The 17674-nt window shown below is 42.8% G+C and carries 16 protein-coding genes; 15 read left to right on the plus strand and 1 reads right to left on the minus strand.

Going from position 1 to position 17674, the window contains the following annotated elements; genetic code table 11:
* Positions 1 to 31 precede the first annotated feature (31 nt).
* From rplU to RWX26_RS03395, 4 genes are all read left to right on the plus strand, one after another.
* Positions 32 to 346: a 50S ribosomal protein L21 gene (gene rplU / locus RWX26_RS03380; protein ID WP_002904398.1), complete on the plus strand. Its 315-nt coding sequence runs from the start codon at positions 32 to 34 to the stop codon at positions 344 to 346.
* A gap of 15 nt (positions 347 to 361) precedes the next feature.
* Positions 362 to 706 (plus strand): ribosomal-processing cysteine protease Prp, encoded by a 345-nt coding sequence (locus tag RWX26_RS03385; RefSeq protein ID WP_227963388.1) that lies wholly within the window; start codon positions 362 to 364, stop codon positions 704 to 706.
* A 17-nt stretch (positions 707 to 723) separates the two neighbouring features.
* The gene (gene rpmA, locus RWX26_RS03390) at positions 724 to 1017 is read left to right on the plus strand and encodes a 50S ribosomal protein L27 (RefSeq protein WP_314579174.1); all 294 of its coding nucleotides are present in this window, start codon (positions 724 to 726) and stop codon (positions 1015 to 1017) included.
* A gap of 251 nt (positions 1018 to 1268) precedes the next feature.
* Complete coding sequence (locus tag RWX26_RS03395) at positions 1269 to 2621, plus strand: vWA domain-containing protein (RefSeq protein ID WP_314579177.1); 1353 nt, start codon at positions 1269 to 1271, stop codon at positions 2619 to 2621.
* 97 nt (positions 2622 to 2718) lie between these two features.
* Here RWX26_RS03395 and RWX26_RS03400 read toward each other — a convergent pair whose 3' ends face one another.
* The gene (locus RWX26_RS03400; RefSeq protein ID WP_268701471.1) at positions 2719 to 3459 is read right to left on the minus strand and encodes a hypothetical protein; all 741 of its coding nucleotides are present in this window, start codon (positions 3457 to 3459) and stop codon (positions 2719 to 2721) included.
* 236 nt (positions 3460 to 3695) lie between these two features.
* Here RWX26_RS03400 and RWX26_RS03405 point away from each other — a divergent pair, with 236 nt between their 5' ends.
* The 11 genes from RWX26_RS03405 (at position 3696) to hemW (ending at position 17672) form a co-directional block, all read left to right on the plus strand.
* The gene (locus RWX26_RS03405; RefSeq protein ID WP_314579183.1) at positions 3696 to 6494 is read left to right on the plus strand and encodes a glycoside hydrolase family 3 N-terminal domain-containing protein; all 2799 of its coding nucleotides are present in this window, start codon (positions 3696 to 3698) and stop codon (positions 6492 to 6494) included.
* A 285-nt stretch (positions 6495 to 6779) separates the two neighbouring features.
* Entirely contained in the window at positions 6780 to 8741 is a 1962-nt protein-coding gene (locus RWX26_RS03410; protein ID WP_314579187.1) for a peptide ABC transporter substrate-binding protein, read from the plus strand.
* 112 nt (positions 8742 to 8853) lie between these two features.
* Entirely contained in the window at positions 8854 to 9711 is an 858-nt protein-coding gene (locus RWX26_RS03415; protein WP_314579189.1) for a GNAT family N-acetyltransferase, read from the plus strand.
* Between the two features lie 119 nt (positions 9712 to 9830).
* Positions 9831 to 10733 carry a LysR family transcriptional regulator gene (locus tag RWX26_RS03420; protein WP_032908183.1) on the plus strand — a complete coding sequence of 301 codons (903 nt, stop codon included), beginning with the start codon at positions 9831 to 9833 and terminating at the stop codon, positions 10731 to 10733.
* Between the two features lie 3 nt (positions 10734 to 10736).
* Positions 10737 to 11204 carry a signal peptidase II gene (gene lspA / locus RWX26_RS03425; RefSeq protein ID WP_314579193.1) on the plus strand — a complete coding sequence of 156 codons (468 nt, stop codon included), beginning with the start codon at positions 10737 to 10739 and terminating at the stop codon, positions 11202 to 11204.
* Entirely contained in the window at positions 11188 to 12084 is an 897-nt protein-coding gene (locus RWX26_RS03430) for an RluA family pseudouridine synthase (RefSeq protein WP_314579195.1), read from the plus strand. The genes lspA and RWX26_RS03430 overlap by 17 nt, the downstream gene beginning before the upstream one ends.
* 116 nt (positions 12085 to 12200) lie before the next feature.
* On the plus strand, positions 12201 to 13310 hold the full coding sequence (proB, locus tag RWX26_RS03435) for a glutamate 5-kinase (protein ID WP_314579197.1): 1110 nt from the start codon (positions 12201 to 12203) through the stop codon (positions 13308 to 13310).
* A gap of 21 nt (positions 13311 to 13331) precedes the next feature.
* Positions 13332 to 14594 (plus strand): glutamate-5-semialdehyde dehydrogenase, encoded by a 1263-nt coding sequence (locus RWX26_RS03440; protein WP_314579199.1) that lies wholly within the window; start codon positions 13332 to 13334, stop codon positions 14592 to 14594.
* 2 nt (positions 14595 to 14596) lie between these two features.
* Entirely contained in the window at positions 14597 to 15397 is an 801-nt protein-coding gene (gene proC / locus RWX26_RS03445) for a pyrroline-5-carboxylate reductase (RefSeq protein ID WP_314579201.1), read from the plus strand.
* A gap of 65 nt (positions 15398 to 15462) precedes the next feature.
* Entirely contained in the window at positions 15463 to 16425 is a 963-nt protein-coding gene (locus tag RWX26_RS03450; RefSeq protein WP_314579202.1) for an aminoglycoside phosphotransferase family protein, read from the plus strand.
* A gap of 116 nt (positions 16426 to 16541) precedes the next feature.
* A complete protein-coding gene (gene hemW / locus RWX26_RS03455) occupies positions 16542 to 17672 on the plus strand; it encodes a radical SAM family heme chaperone HemW (RefSeq protein WP_314579203.1) in 1131 nt (376 codons plus the stop codon).
* Positions 17673 to 17674 lie beyond the last annotated feature (2 nt).

Raw genomic sequence — 17674 nt, forward strand, 5'->3', positions numbered from 1 at the left:
GAACCCCCAAAAAAATCATAGGAGGTGCATAATGAGCACATACGCAATCATTAAAACTGGCGGAAAACAAGTTAAAGTTGAAGTTGGTCAAGCAATCTACGTTGAAAAGTTAAACGCTGAAGCTGGTCAAGATGTTACTTTTGACGAAGTTGTTCTTGTTGGTGGTGAAAACACTGTTGTCGGAACTCCGCTTGTTGCTGGAGCTTCTGTTGTCGGAACTGTTGAAAAACAAGGCAAGCAAAAGAAGGTTGTTACTTACAAGTACAAACCTAAAAAAGGTAGCCATCGTAAACAAGGTCACCGTCAACCATATACAAAAGTTGTCATCAACGCTATCAACGCTTAATTTTAAGGAGATTAAATGATACACGCAGTCTTTGAAAGAGCCGAAGATGGCGAACTGAGGCGTGCAGAAATCACAGGTCACGCCGCGAGTGGTGAATACGGCTTTGATGTCGTGTGTGCGTCTGTTTCGACGCTCGCCATTAATTTTGTCAATTCAGTTGAGAAATTCGCAGGCTACGAACCAAACTTAGAATTAAACGAAATAGAAGGCGGTTATCTGAAGGTTGAAATTCCTCAGGATATACCGTCACACCAAAGAGAAATGACTCAGCTTTTCTTTGAATCATTTTTCCTAGGAATGGCAAACTTATCGGAGGACTCATCTGAGTTCGTTCAAACCAGAGTTATCACAGAAAACTAACACGGAGGAAAAACATTATGTTAAAAATGAATCTTGCTAACTTGCAACTATTCGCCCACAAAAAAGGTGGAGGTTCTACATCTAACGGACGTGATTCACAAGCGAAACGTCTGGGAGCTAAAGCAGCTGACGGTCAAACCGTAACAGGCGGCACAATCCTTTACCGTCAACGTGGCACTCATATCCATGCAGGTGTCAACGTTGGACGCGGCGGAGATGATACTTTGTTCGCAAAGGTTGAAGGCGTAGTACGCTTTGAACGCAAAGGACGCGATAAGAAACAAGTTTCTGTTTACCCAATCGCTAAATAATTAATAAGAAATCCCCATGCTCGGATAATTGAGCATGGGGATTTCTTATTAGAGACGGCACGATAAAACATTTGTTTAATGATTCATGATGATGCTCATCAATTTTAGCATACAAACTCTGATAATATTCTAAAATTTTAATTTTTAGACTAATAAATATTTGAAATCGCTTGTAGTTCCTATTTTTTTATGTTATTCTATATAAAATAGATGCAATCATGTTTCTAAATCTAAAAAGATAAGGAGAAATTATGGAAAAAGAATCATTTAAACTTCCAGGCTTTTCATTGTACAAATTGAAAGTTGGATTAGCATCAGCAACTCTTCTATTTGCCTTTTCACAAGCTTCGCATATTTTTGCAGACCAGGTTGGGACACCACCTTCAAGCGGTATAGCAAAAACTGAAGCAGTAAGCTCTCCGATTGAAGCTGCTGGTGCTGAAATTGCTGCTGATACGACGAAACCTGTTGTTGAAGAATCTGCAGCGAAACCAGGAGATTTGATCGATGTCTCAAAAAATGTATCACCCGTTGATGTCAAAGAAAGTCAAGAAGGCAATCAAACAGTCCGTGTAGAAACGGCAACCGTTGATGTTACAAAGACGGAAGTGGCTCCAGGAAAGGTTGATAAGGCGCCAGATCCAATAACTAGACGTACTGAAAATACTTTATCTGGCACAGATGAAAGTGGGAATCCCTATACGCAGTATGAGCGAGTAGATAAGACTACAACTATTACCTACACCTCAACGCCACCAACTGTGACAAAAGCTGGTTCAGCTGATATTGTATTTGTTGTCGACCGTTCAGGATCCATGGGCAGCACAATTGATATTGTTCGTGCAAATATTAATGAATTTGTGCGAAATATTACTAAAGAGGGTATTACAGCACGTTTTGGTCTGGCAACATTTAGCGATGAAGTCTACGGCCGTAATTCTGGCAGCAAAGATGAAGATACGGTTCTAACACGGTTTGGTTCATCTTATTTTACAACTGATCCGGCTGAGCTCGAAAAGGCATTGGCTGCGATTCGTATAGCGAGTGGAGGAGATACTCCAGAAACACCAACTCCTGCCCTGAACCAGATTATTTCGACCTATGATTGGTCTAAGTCATCTAAAAATAAGAAATTCGTCGTTTTATTGACAGATGCTGAAATGAAAGAAGATCCTTCAATTCCGACAGTTGCTGATACACTTGCGGCTCTAAAAGCTGCTGGTATAGAAAGAACTGTAGCGACGGTAAAAGCGATTGAGGGAATTTACAAAAATTTTGCAACAGAAGGCAGAGTGCTTGATATCGAAAATAACTTAGCTGATGCTCTGACAAAGGGAACCACTTCATGGATTGTTGAAAGTGTCAATGAAGCTCGTTACTATAAGATCATAAAAGATAGTTATCAATTCTATCTTGAGCGTCGTACTACAATGCCTACATCTACCGTCTACCATGTTCAGGCACCAACACTTTTGGCTAAATCAGAACAGTCTCTTCCTAAAACAGGAAGTAGCGAAAAGGCAGTCTATAGTGTTGTGGGGCTTGGTTTGCTTCTGGCTGGATTGGGACTAGGTATTAGTGTAAGAAAATCAAAAGAACAATAACCATCTGCTTATAAAAAATGAATTTTCTATTTGAGTGATTTTGAATAAAATAAATACCAGAAACGAAGACATACGTCCTCATTTCTGGTATTTTTCGTTATGGTGTAACTTCTTCATCTTTTATATTAACAACGCCATACCAATTTGCATAATAGGTCTTTCCGTTGTAGTTGACAATAGATTGCCTATAAAGTTCACCGTACTCACCAAAGTAATAATAGTACTTGCCAATCTTATAAAGTCCGTTTTTATAAGGTGTTCCATCTTCTCTAAAGTAATAAGTGTATTCAGAGTAACTAACAAATCTGTTTTTAACCATTTCTCCGTAAGAATCAAAGAAGTATTGCTTGCCGTCTACACTGTAAAGATTGATGACCCTTCGTCCTTTTTCGTCAAAATAATAGACCTTACCTGTTGGGCTAGTATAGAAAGAGTTTTTTAGATTCGTCGGAATTTGTTCTCCTGGATCATCCCGAACTTCGTATATAGATCTAATAGGATCAAGTGCATAGTATTTACCCTTGTAAAGAACGATTCTATTTCTAATCCTTTCACCAGTTTCTTCATCAATAACGCTAGGAAGGTCACGCTTAGGAGCTTCCGGAACCTTGATAGGTCCTGGATCATCAAAGATAGTAGGGTCGTCCTCAATGTCTGGTACACTAGGATCGTAAATACCAACTTCACGTCTAGAAGCCCAGTCAGGGATTGACTTGTTCTCCGCTCGAACTGTTCCGGTGGAAATCAAAGCAGCGGCTAAAGTCGCAGCAGAAGCCAGGGAAAGCCCCAGCCAGTAGCGGCGGTTGAACATTGCTTTGGTGTTCTTTTCTTGTCTCATAGCAAATCCTTTCTATGCAACTGTTAGCACAAGATAAAAGAATCTTGTTTTTAACAGTTAGGTTATGTTATTTCTATAAAATTATACCTCTGTAACATTTCTATAATATTGTAATACTATTTCATTTTTATAGAGATTGTATTACTAATTGGTGATAAAAACAAACAATCGTTAGATAATATGTAAACGTTTACAAACATCGTTTTTTGTGCTATTATTATAGGGATGAAAGGAGAATGCCTATGATGAAAAGGTATAAATTGCTATTGGCGCTTGCCTTATCATTACTAGTTTTTTGGCCATTGGGAGCCATAAAAGCAGATTCGGTTAATCAGCCGCCAGAATCTGCTAACCAGTCTGAACAAGCAAGTGCTGCAGTTGTATCGGACTCTTCTGATAGTGGTGTAGGAGCTAGTGGCACGCCAAGTCAGGATAGTCAGATTGCTGCAAAAGCCTTGCCAGTCTCCGATGCTTCGGAAGTTGCAGCTACTGAAACTACTGCTTCAACCCAAGAAGGCAATACTGGTAATTTGCTAGAAGACTCTGCCAAACCAGCGACTGCGCAGGCAGCAGAAGTTTCCTCAGGTGCCAATCAACCTCAAGGTCAGGCGGTGACTGATGCGCCGCCAGCTTCTAAGAGAGTGCAGCAGCTTGTGGCGGATATGACGCTTCGTCAGAAGATTACCCAGATGCTGATGCCAGACTTCAGAAAATGGCAGCAAGAGGGTCAAGCCGCCCAGTTCGATATGACGGAGCTTAATAAAGAAGTGGCAGAAGCGGTTGATAAATACGACTTTGGCGGAGTTATTCTTTTTGCTGAGAATGTGAAAGGAACTGCTCAAACCTTGGCCTTGACGCAGGCCCTGCAGCAAGCAGCTATCAGTAACCAAGCTAATAATGGCAAGTTGCCGCTCTTGCTCGCTATTGACCAAGAAGGTGGTATTGTCTATCGTTTGGGCAGCGGGACTGCTCTTCCAGGCAATATGGCAGTTGGCGCGACGCGAGATCCAGAGTTAGCCAATCAAGCAGGTCAAATTATCGGACGGGAGCTGTCGGCTCTAGGTTTGAATGTCAACTTTGCCCCAGTTTTTGACACAAATAACAATCCGCAGAATCCCGTTATTGGTTTGCGTTCCTTCTCTTCAGATCCTAAGGTGGTTGCCCGTTTGGGAACGGCTATGATGGAGGGGATTCAGAAATACAATGTCGCAGTAGCGGCTAAGCATTTCCCTGGGCATGGCGATACGGCGGTGGATTCTCACACTGGCCTGCCTCTGGTGGATAAGTCCTATGCGGAGCTAGAAGCGCTGGAGCTGCTGCCTTTCAAGGCTGCCATTGACAAAAACGCTGATATGCTGATGACTGCCCATATCCAATATCCTCAGATCGAAAAAGACACGGTTATATCTAAACAAACTGGGGAAACCATCTATATCCCTGCTACCTTATCTGATGACATTATTACCGGTATTGTTCGTAAGAAATTTGGCTACAAGGGAGTGGTGGTATCTGATGCTATGGGCATGGATGCGATTGCCAAAAACTTTGGAGAATCCGAAGCGGCTATCATGGCAATCAAATCAGGTGTAGATGTGGTGCTGATGCCAACTGTCTTACGCAGCAAGAGTGATTTAGCTAAAATCGATAAGATTATCAATGATATTGAGCTGGCGGTTCAGAGAGGGGATATTCCAGTCAGCAGATTGGATGAGTCTGTGACCCGCATCTTGAACCTAAAAGAAAAACGGGGTATTTTAGACTTTGACCCATCTGAGCGTACCCAAGCTAAGGCTGAAGCAACTGTTGGATCAGAGCTAAACAGAGATACCGAGAGAAAAATCGCTGCTAGTGCAGTGACGGTAGTTAAAAACGAAGATACTGTTCTGCCCTTTAAGGTCAAATCTGGCGACAGGATTTTGATGCTAGCGGCTTATGACGATGAAGTGCCTGGGCTAGAGCTGGGTGTCAAGCGTCTGATAGCTGACGGAGTGATTCCAGCAGGTGTCACATATGAAGCGCTAAACTACAGCAAAACAACCAAGTTAGAAGATTTGAAAGAAAAGATTGACCAGGCTACTCACCTTGTTCTGATTTCTGAAATTGGACGGCAATCTCAACTAGCTAGCGATTTCTGGCTGACAAGAGTTCCGACAGAAGTCGTGGACTATGTAAATGCAACTGGAAAACAGGCAGCTGTCATGAGCATTTCTAAACCTTATGATGTAGCGAATTATCCTAATGCCAAGGCTATAGTAGCGGTTTATGGAAACAAGGGCATGGATCCAACTGAGTCTTTGAAGCCAGACAATGCCTTCGGTCCTAATATCCCAGCAGGTGTGGAAGTCATTTTCAATGGTCAAAATCATGTTGGGAAGTTACCAGTAAATGTGCCGAGTATCAAGGATGGTATCATGTCTGAGACAGAGGTTGCCTATCCTATCGGGCATGGTATCTTTTATACCGATCCAGTTAAGGAAATAAAAGTGAATGTCCCTGCATCTGCCCAGCTAGATCAGCCTTTTACAGCTACGGTTACCCTGAGTGAATTAAACGGTCTAGAGAAAAATGACTACCGTCTTGCCCTTAAGATGGATACTCAGCACTTCAGCATCCTGCCAAGTCCTGACTATACCATCTCTGGCGATACTGTTCTGATTTCTAAAAAAGCCAATGATACCAATCCAGTTGAGATCAGCTTGAAAGGTTTAGTAGAAGGTCAGTTCAGTCCAGTGCTTTCCCTGACCTTGATTGACAGTCAAGACAGAGAATTCAGCATAGGAGAAGGTTATTACAAGGAGCTTGTTCAGATTGCTGCAGCTGGGCAGAACACGATTCCAGGCCAACAAACTCCTCCTCAGTTGAGTTTGAGTTCTGTTGAACCTGTAAGTTCTCGTCGGCAACTAAGTCAGCAGGCTGCACAGTTTAATCAGCTTCCAAAAACAGGAGACAGCAGCAGTTTGTTCTTAGTCTTGTTGGGTGCTTTGTTCTTGTTTGGAGCTGTCTATCTATATGACTTGTCTTCTCGCAGACTATAGGCAATAAAAGAATGAGCGAGCAGTGTTGAAGAGCTTACAGTTTTACTTATTCTTGATAAAATAACAAAAAGGAAGAATCCAAAGCAAGTTTGCAGTAAAAACGGATTCTTCTTTTTTTATTTGGAAATTAGTAGGAATGCGGTAGCTGAGAGCTTTATGTGTTTCCTAAAAGCATACTGACTTGAATATTTTACTCATCTGTCATCGGTTTACTATTTACTTTTTATACGCTTTTTGGTATAATAGTTCATGTTATAAAATGTAACATCAAAGGAGGTTCTATCCATGAAAGCATCAAAGTGGTTGATTGCGACTGGAGTTGCACTGAGCGCCGGGCTATTGCTAACAGCTTGTAGCCAGTCTTCATCTAGCACAAATAATTATACTTACGTTTATAGTTCAGACCCTGACAGCTTGAACTATCTTGCTACAAACCGTGCAACGACAGGTGATGTCATTTCCAACCTGGTTGATGGACTTTTTGAAAATGACAAGTACGGGAATCTAGTTCCCTCAATCGCGAAGTCATGGACAGTTTCTAAGGACGGTCTGACCTATACTTATAAGCTGCGTGATGATGCTAAATGGTACACATCCGATGGTGAAGAATATGCAGAAGTAAAAGCTCAGGACTTTGTGACTGGCTTGAAGTATGCAGCGGATGAAAATTCTGAAGCTATTTATCTAGTTCAGGACTCTGTGAAGGGCTTGGATGCTTATATCAAGGGTGAAGATAAGAATTTTGACAATGTTGGTGTCAAAGCTATTGATGACCATACCCTGCAATACACTCTGGCTCGCCCTGAGCCATATTGGAACTCTAAAACGACCAGCACGATTCTTTTCCCAGTTAATGAAGAGTTTCTGAAAGCAGAAGGAAGCAATTTTGGCTCTGTCAAGCCATCTAGCATCCTCTATAATGGTCCTTACTTGCTCAAGTCTCTGACTTCCAAGTCTGTGATGGAATTTGTCAAAAATCCAAATTACTACGACAAAGACAATGTCACTCTGGATAGTATCAAGCTGACCTACTATGATGGAAATGATCAGGAAGCGCTGATTCGTAACTTCAGCGATGGCGTTTACAGCACAGCTCGTCTCTATCCGAATAGCTCAGGCTTTGCTTCAGTCAAGAAGAAATATGCGGACAATATCGTATACAGCCCGCAAGATTCTACTTCTTATTACTATAATTTCAACTACAACCGTCAGTCTTACAATCATACTTCTAAAACAACAGACGCTCAAAAATCTGCTACCAACGAAGCAATCATGAACAAGGATTTCCGTCAGGCTATTAACTTTGCCTTTGACCGTACATCTTATGGTGCGCAAGGAAATGGTGAAGACGGAGCGACTAAGGTCTTGAGAAATACCTTAGTACCACCTAGCTTTGTTCAAATTGGCGACAAGGACTTTGGAACCGTTGTTGGGGAAAAATTAGTCAACTATGGCAGCCAATGGCAAGGAATTGACCTCTCTGACGCTCAAGATCCTTACTACAATCCTGAAAAAGCTAAGGCGAAATTTGCAGAAGCGAAGCAGGCCTTGCAGGCTAAGGGAGTTGAATTCCCAATTCACTTAGATATGCCTGTGGATCAGTCTAGCACGATTGGAGTTCAATGGGCTAGCTCAACCAAGCAGTCTATCGAATCGGCTCTTGGAGCAGAAAATGTCGTCATTGATCTGCAAAAGATGAGCACAGACGATCTTAATAATATCACCTATTTTGCTAACTCTGCTGCTCAAAAAGACTATGATATGTCTACTGGTGGTTGGACCGGTGACTACCAAGACCCATCTACCTACTTAGATACTCTCAATATCAAGAACGGCGGAAGCTTGCAAAACTTTGGTTTTGAACCAGGTCAAGACAATGATAAGATTAAAGAGCTTGGCTTGGATACATATACTAAGATGCTGGAAGAAGCCAATGCTGAAACCAACGATGTGCAGCTGCGTTATGAAAAGTATGCAGAAGCGGAAGCTTGGTTGCTAGATAGCGGCTTGATTATTCCGACTGTTTCACAAGGCGCAACACCGTCTGTTACTAAATCAGTGCCATTTACAAAGGCCTACTCACCAGTTGGTGTCAAAGGTTCAAGCTACAACTTCAAGCTGACCCAGCTTCAGAAGGATGTAGTAACGACTAAAGAATACGAAGCGGCTAAGATAAAATGGAAAGAAGAAGCTACTGCGGCAAATAAAAAAGCCCAGGAAGAACTTGCTGACCACGTTGAAAAATAAAAAATGATTAACTTAGCGACATTGGGGCTGGATTTTTCCAGTCCCTTTTTGAATGGCTTGACTAAGGTTTTTGTAGTAAAATAGAAAGAAATACTGAAAGGAAGTGAGACGGATGCAAATAAGAATTTATAGTGCATTGCCCGAGAAAGAAAAGCAGGAATTATTTGAATTAGTTCAAGAGTGTAATAAGGTAGATGGAGGCTATCGGCTGCCCTATCTGGATAATAATTATAATGCAGTTCCTGAAATGCCAGCCTTTTTCTTAGCTGAGATGGATGGCCGAACCATCGGATTTTTATCAGTCTATGCGGACGAACCTGGTCAAGCAGAGGTTTCTCTCTATGTTCTGCCGACGTATCGCCGTCAGGGTATGGCTAATCTGCTCTTAGCTGCTTTTGCCAAGGTAGCTGATAAGTATGATTTGACTGAGATTGAGTATGTAGCAGAGCTGGTATTTTTGAACGGTCATCCCGATTTTGTTCGGAGATTTGATTACCAAGCGGATGAAGCAGAAATCTGGCTGGCACAGCCTGCTCAAACTTTTCCTCTGGAAAAGAGAGAAGGGATAGAGGTCTTGCAGGGAAGTTTGGACTTGTCAGAAGAGATTTCAGCCTTTCAGTCCCAAGTCTTTGAGACACCGCTAGATGTTTCCTTGAAATACGCCCAAGAATCCATGAACAGTGGCTCCAGTCTGCTTTATATCTTGAAGAAAGATGGTAGAGTTGTAGCTTCTGTGTCTGTTGATACAGATTTTGGAACCAATTATTTCTTTGGCTTGGCGGTTGATCAAGATTTTCAGGGGCAGGGGCTAGGAAGCTATCTCTTACTTGCAAGTATGCAGGATTTGAATAAACTCAATGGACAGGAGTTTCAGATTGTCGTAGAAAAGCAGAATACCCGAGCATTGAAACTTTATAAAAAGCTAGGCTTCAAAGAGATGACAGAGGTTGTCTATCTAAAAGAAAAATAGCAAATTTGTCTCAGATTGCTCATTAACTTAAAAGGAGAAGCCGGCTTCTTACAGCTGGTTTCTTTTGTTCTGCCTTTGTTTATGATATAATGAGACGATATGTAAAGAAGGAAAATGTTATGAATATTCAACAATTGCGTTATGTAGTCGCCATTGCTAATAGTGGGACTTTTCGAGAAGCTGCGGAAAAAATGTATGTCAGCCAGCCTAGTCTGTCTATCTCTGTTCGTGATCTTGAAAAAGAGCTGGGCTTCAAGATTTTTCGTCGGACTAGCAGCGGGACTTTTCTGACTCGCCGAGGAATGGAGTTTTATGAGAAGGCTCAAGACTTGGTCAAGGGCTTTGATGTTTTTCAAAACCAATATGCCAATCCTGAGGAAGAGCGGGATGAGTTTTCTATTGCCAGCCAGCACTATGATTTTCTGCCACCTTTGATTACACAATTTTCTCAGACCTATCCAGAGTATAAGAACTTCCGGATTTTTGAGTCAACAACTGTACAGATTCTGGATGAAGTAGCGCAAGGCCATAGTGAAATCGGTATTATCTACCTCAATAATCAGAACACTAAAGGGATTATGCAGCGGGTGGAAAAGCTTGGTTTGGAAGTAATTGAGCTGATTCCCTTTCAGACCCACATTTATCTGCGGGAAGATCATCCTCTGACTCAGAAGAAGGAGCTTGTCATGGAAGATTTGGCTGCTTTGCCGACTGTTCGCTTCACTCAGGAAAAGGACGAATATCTCTATTATTCAGAGAACTTTGTCGATACCAGTGCCAGCTCACAGATGTTTAATGTGACGGACCGGGCGACTTTGAATGGAATTTTGGAGCGAACTGATGCTTATGCGACTGGATCTGGCTTTTTGGACAGCAACAGTGTAAATGGTATTACTGTCATCAAGCTTCGTGACAACTTGGACAACCATATGGTCTATGTCAAGCGTGAAGATGTGGAGTTGACTCAGGTCGGAGAAGACTTCGTATCGGTTATGAAAGAGTATTTTGCACAGAAAAAATAAAGTATGAAAAGAAAAATTATTATTCCTTTTGCAGTCTTGATTCTTATTGTTCTGGATCAGCTGGTTAAGTTGTATATTGTCAGCGGTTTTAAGCTGGGGCAGGTTAAGAGTTTCATTCCTCATCTGGTGAGTCTGACCTATCTTCAGAATACCGGCGCAGCCTTCTCCATGCTGGAAAATCAGCAATGGCTCTTTAGTTTGGTAACGTTCCTGGTTATTGGCGGAGCGGTTTACTACCTCGTCAAGCACCTCCACGCCTCAAAGTGGATGCTGACCGGACTGACCTTGGTGGTTGCTGGTGGTTTGGGGAACTTTATTGACCGGATACGTCAAGGTTTTGTCGTGGATATGTTTCAGTTAGATTTTATTAATTTTGCTATTTTCAATGTGGCAGATATGTATTTGACCTTTGGTGTAGCTATTTTACTGCTGATGATTTTGAAGGAAGAAAAAGATGGAAGTAAGAATTGATGCTTCAGTAGCTGGTCAGCGATTGGACAAGGCGGTTGCCGAGCTGACAGACTTGTCAAGGAGCTTGGCTCATGAGCAGATTAAGGACGGCCGGATTTTGGTCAATGGACAAGCCAAAAAAGCCAAATACGCTGTCAAAGAAGGCGACATCATCTCCTATGAGCTGCCTGAGCCAGAAGTGGTTGAGTATGTGCCTGAGGATATTCCGCTAGAAATCGTCTATCAAGACGAGGATGTGGCAGTCATCAATAAACCTCAGGGAATGGTGGTTCATCCTTCTGCGGGCCATACCAGCGGTACGCTAGTCAACGCCCTTATGTACCACATCCAAGACCTCTCTGGCATCAACGGTGTCCTCCGTCCGGGGATTGTTCATCGGATTGACAAGGACACTTCAGGGCTTCTTATGATTGCAAAAAATGACCAAGCCCATGTGGCTCTGGCTGATGAGCTCAAGGATAAGAAATCCCTACGCAAGTATTGGGCTATTGTTCATGGAAATCTGCCTAATGACCGTGGAGTGATTGAAGCACCGATTGGTCGCAGTGAAAAAGACCGCAAGAAGCAGGCAGTGACTGCCAAAGGCAAGCCAGCTCTGACGCGTTTCCAAGTCTTGGAACGTTTTGGTGACTATAGCTTGGTTGAGCTTCAGCTGGAAACAGGACGAACTCATCAGATCCGCGTCCATATGGCTTACATTGGACATCCTGTGGCTGGAGATGAAGTCTACGGACCTCGTAAAACTCTGAAAGGACATGGCCAATTTCTGCACGCGCGAACTTTGGGCTTTACTCACCCTAGAACTGGTGAAGTGCTGGAATTTACAGCTGAAGTGCCAGCTATTTTCCAAGAAACCTTAGAAAAATTGCGACAAGGATAGCGCAAGTCCATTCATCATTAAAATACAAATTTTCCTTTGATCGCTTCAATCGCGGTCGTTTTTATTTTCTGTAAATCGTGGTATAATAAGACAATCTAGCAGTGAAGGAAAAGGAAATGAAAGCAAAGCGTATCGTATTTAAGGTGGGGACTTCGTCATTGACTAACGCAGATGGCAGTCTGTCACGCGCTAAAGTAAAGGAAATTACTCGGCAGTTGGCTCTTTTGCATGAGGCGGGGCATGAGTTAATCTTGGTCTCATCAGGAGCTATTGCGGCAGGTTTTTCTTCTCTGGGCTTTAAAAAGCGACCAACCAAGGTGGCGGATAAACAGGCTTCAGCTGCTGTTGGACAGGGCTTGCTTTTGGAGGAATATACAACCAATCTTCTTTTGAAGCAAATCATTTCTGCTCAGATTCTTTTAACTCAGGACGATTTTGCAGATAAGAGGCGGTACAAGAATGCCCACCAGGCCTTGTCTGTCTTGCTGAATCGCGGAGCTATTCCTATCATTAATGAAAATGACACGGTAGCCATCGAAGAGATCAAGGTCGGAGATAATGATACACTGAGTGCGCAGGTAGCAGCCATGGTTCAGGCGGACCTCCTGGTGCTCTTGACAGATGTAGATGGACTCTACACGGCCAATCCCTCTACCAATCCAGATGCTCGTCGACTTGAAAAGATTGAGAAGATTTCTTCTGAGTTGATTGATATGGCAGGCGGTGCAGGAACAAGCAATGGGACTGGCGGAATGCTAACAAAGATAAAAGCTGCAACGCTGGCGACCATGTCTGGAGTTCCGGTCTATATCTGCTCCTCGCTCAAGACTGATGCTCTGCTGGAAGCTACGGAGGAAACCAAGGATGGCAGTCTCTTTTTGGCCCAAGAAAAAGGTCTAAAAACGCAGAAGCAATGGCTAGCTTTCTATGCTAAAAGTCAAGGGGAAATCTATGTGGACCAAGGAGCAGCCGACGCTCTCAGAAATAAGGGAAAAAGTTTGTTGGTGTCTGGACTTGTATCTGTATCGGGGAGCTTTGCCTATCAAGATACGGTGACGGTTTACGAGGAAGGCAGCGGAGCTATTCTTGGTAAAGGGCGCGTGCGTTTTGGCAAGTCAGCTCTTAAAGATATGCTCAAGTCAAATAAACCTAAAGGTGTTGTCATTCATCGGGATGACTGGATCTCTTTGACACCGGAGTTAAATGATTTATTTGCTGAATTTTAGAAGACAAGGAAAGGAGAAGCGATGACCTCAACACAAGCGATTTTTGAAAAGGTTCAGAAAGTTAAGAAGACGATTAATACGGCCACAACGGCTGAGAAAAACCATGCATTGGAAGAAATGGCAAAGCAGCTTTGGCTTTCTCGTGCGGACATTTTAGCAGCCAATGAATTGGATATGACTGTAGCAAAAAGTAAGATTTCAGATGTGATGCTGGACCGCCTCTATCTGGACGAGGATCGCATTGCTGCCATGGCTGAGGGCATTCGCCAGCTGATTGACTTGGAGGATCCTGTAGGGCAAGTCTTGGAAAGGACTGAGCTTGATAACGGACTTGTCATCAGTAAAAAGCGGGTGGCTATGGGTGTGATTGGGATTATCTACGAAAGCCGGCCTAACGTTACTTCAGACGCTGCGGCTCTGGCTCTAAAGAGTGGTAGCGCAGTCGTTCTCAGAAGTGGCAAGGATGCCTATCAGACTGCGCTAGCTATTGTCACAGCTCTGAAAGAAGGCTTGGCACAGACGGCTATTTCACCAGATTGTATCCAGTTGGTTTCTGATACCAGCCGGGCTTCCGCCCAGGCTATGATGAAGGCCAAGGGTTATCTGGATTTACTCATTCCTCGGGGTGGCGCCGGACTGATTCAGGCGGTTGTGGAAAATGCTACTGTGCCAGTTATTGAGACAGGTACTGGAATTGTTCATATATATGTAGATAAGGACGCTGATCAGGACAAGGCTTTGGCGATTATTGAGAATGCCAAGACCAGTCGCCCCTCTGTCTGCAATGCCATGGAGGTACTGCTGGTTCACGAAGAAATTGCAGCTGCATTTTTGCCACGTTTGCAGAAGATGCTAGTGACATATCGAGATGCTGCGCAAGAAAAAGCTGTTGAATTGCGTTTGGATGAGAAAGCGACACAGTATATCTCGGGCTCGCAAGCTAAACAAGAAGATTTTGACACCGAATTTTTAGACTATATCTTGGCGGTCAAACTGGTTTCCTCGCTGGAAGAAGCGGTGGAGCATATTGAAGCTCACAGCACCCATCACTCGGATGCCATTGTGACGGAGAACGATGCAGCGGCAGCTTACTTCACAGAGCAGGTGGATAGCGCAGCCGTTTATGTCAATGCCTCAACCCGCTTTACAGATGGCGGTCAATTTGGCCTTGGCTGCGAAATGGGGATTTCTACTCAAAAACTGCATGCCAGAGGTCCTATGGGGCTGAAAGAGTTGACCAGCTATAAATACGTCATCCAAGGGACTGGTCAAGTGAGGAAATAAAGATGAAAATTGGATTTATCGGTCTGGGAAATATGGGCGGCAGTCTTGCCCGTCTAGTTGCCCAAGATGAAAGATTTAGAAGCGAATTACTTCTGGCTAATCGCAGTCGTGACAAGGCTGAAAAGATTGCTGCGGAAGTTGGTGGGCAGCCGGTCAGTAATGCAGAAGTTTTTTCTCAGGCAGAAGTGATTTTTCTGGGAATCAAACCGGCTCAATTTGCTGACTTGCTGGCTGAATATCAGGAAGTTCTAGAAAAACGGGAGTCTCTTTTGCTGGTTTCTATGGCTGCTGGTCTGCCCTTGGGAATATTAGAAAAATTGACACCTAGCCACCATCGTTGGATTCGGATCATGCCTAATACACCGGTAGACGTAGGTGAGGGTGTTATTACCTATAGCTTATCTTACCAGGCGAATCAAGTGGATGAAGACTTGTTGCGCGAGCTTCTGTCTTCAGCTGGCCTTTTAGTCAAACTAGAGGAAAAACAGTTGGATGCAGCAACAGCTCTTGCTGGCTGTGGACCAGCTTTCGTCTATCTATTTATAGAGGCCTTAGCGGACGCTGGTGTCCGAGCAGGACTCAGTCGCGATATATCGCTTAAACTGGCCAATCAAACCCTTTTAGGCGCTGCCAAGCTAAGTCAGGTCAGTGGGCAACATCCTGCCCAACTCAAAGACCAGGTCTGCAGTCCGGCCGGTTCGACCATCGCTGGGGTAGCTAGTCTGGAAGAAAATGCCTTTCGAGGAACGGTCATGGATGCCGTTCAAGCTGCCTACAAGAGGACGCAGGAGTTGGGGAAATAAAGAAATCTACCAGTTTTAAGCTGGTAGATTTTGTATAGGTTGGTAGTCAAATCAGAGGGGGAATTATGTTCTTTCAACAATTTGCAGATGAAAATTTTATCTTGAATAATCTTCATAAATGGTACGGTCATGATTGTCAGATTTCTCAACTCTCAAAAGGTAGTGAAAATCTAAATTATTTGATTGATGACCAGTTGGTGGTTCGTGTGCTTTATTTGGCCAAAAGTTTGCCAATTTTTTCGCAAGCCTTTGCGTATCTAGAAAGAGAAGTGTATTTTGTCAATACTTTATACGAGAACAAGTTAAATCCGCTTCGGTATCTGTCTTTTCCAGATGGGAAGTTCATTCATCGGCTGGATGTGAAGAATGGAAGTCTCTTTTTTCTGAAATATCCTTATTTAAGAGGTGAACAAATGACTTTCTCTTCCTATAATTTGACAAAACTTGCTCGAAAATTAGCAAATATACATAATTTTTCTCAGAGATATTTGATGACATTTGAAAGAGTCTCCTTTTATGACGACTTGATTTCTTCTTTGCATTTCAGAGCTTTTTCTTACAATCCTCAGCTTGAAAGAATCATTCCAGGCTATCAGGCATTGTGGAAAATATTTCAAGAGAACACAGAAACATTGAAGTCAATGAAGTCTGAGAAGAGGAATATTTTTATTCATAACGACTTACATAATGAAAATTTGCTGCTTTGCGAAAAGGAAGTAGCCATATTGGATTTTGGAGATTGCAGATATTCATTGCCTGAAGAGGATATTGGAACCTTATTTTGGGGAATCCTGCAGAAAGTTGAAAGGTCAAAATATGAAGAAATGCTAGATAATTTTTTTAAATATTATTCCAGACCAATCGATAAAACTGTTTGTTTTCGTTATGCCTTGCAGAGATTTTTAGATATTCATTTGTATTATCTGAATGAAAATCTAAAAGAAGCTAACTTAATCAAATATCAAAAAGAAAAATTCAACAAAGAAGAAGCAATGATTAATTTTCTCATATCGAAAATTACTGAATAATACTTGCTTAATAAAAGTGTTTAAAGCTTGAAGCAGGGATTTGGCGATTATGATTTTAACCTTATTAATCCAACATTTATCCCGCTTGTCTTTATGATTTATGTTATAATCTTACTATGCAAACCAAACCGACTTCTGCTTATGTGCACATTCCTTTTTGTACTCAGATTTGTTATTACTGCGATTTTTCCAAGGTTTTTATTAAAAATCAGCCGGTAGATAGTTATCTGGAGCATTTGATTGAGGAGTATGACTCTTATGATATCCAAAAGCTCCGTACCCTTTATATCGGTGGTGGGACTCCGACGGCTCTATCGGCACCCCAGTTGGCTTTTTTGCTGGAAAAGCTGACAGACAAGCTGGACTTGTCTTATCTAGAAGAGCTGACCATTGAAGCCAATCCTGGGGATTTGGATCAGGAGAAGATTGCTATACTCAAAGACTCACCTGTCAATCGGGTTTCGCTGGGCGTACAGACCTTCAATGACCGCATGCTCAAGCAGATTGGACGCAGTCACTCGGAAAAGGACATCTACGAGAATATTGCCAATCTCAAAAAAGCGGGTTTTGACAATATTTCTATTGATCTGATTTATGCCCTGCCCAAGCAGACCATGGAAGATGTGAAAACCAATGTAGCCAAGGCCATTGCTCTGGACATTCCCCACATGAGTTTGTATAGCTTGATTTTGGAAAATCATACGGTCTTCATGAATCGGATGCGGCGAGGGAAACTGCCTCTACCTAAGGAAGATTTGGAAGCGGAGATGTTTGAATACATTATAGCTGAGCTGGAAAAGGCGGGTTTTGAGCATTATGAGATTTCTAACTTTTCTAAGCCAGGATTTGAGAGCCGCCACAACCTCATGTACTGGGATAATGCGGAGTATTATGGTATCGGAGCAGGAGCGTCTGGCTATGTCGATGGTGTTCGCTATAAAAACCACGGGCCTATTCGTCATTATATGCAGGCGGTGGAAGCAGGCAATACCCGTGTGCAGGAAGAAGTGCTGACGCTGAAAGAAAAGATGGAAGAAGAGATGTTTTTGGGCTTGCGAAAGAAGTCAGGTGTTTCTAAAAAGCGCTTTGAGGAAAAATTCGGTCTCTCCTTTGAAGATCAATACGGAGCTGTCGTGGCTAAACTGACTGAGCAGGGCTTGCTAGTGCCGGACAGAGACATCGTGCGGATGACCAAACAGGGTCTCTTTTTGGGCGATACGGTTGCTGAGAAATTTATATTGGAGTAAAT

The sequence above is a fragment of the uncultured Streptococcus sp. genome, assembly GCF_963536705.1.
Classification (GTDB): domain Bacteria; phylum Bacillota; class Bacilli; order Lactobacillales; family Streptococcaceae; genus Streptococcus.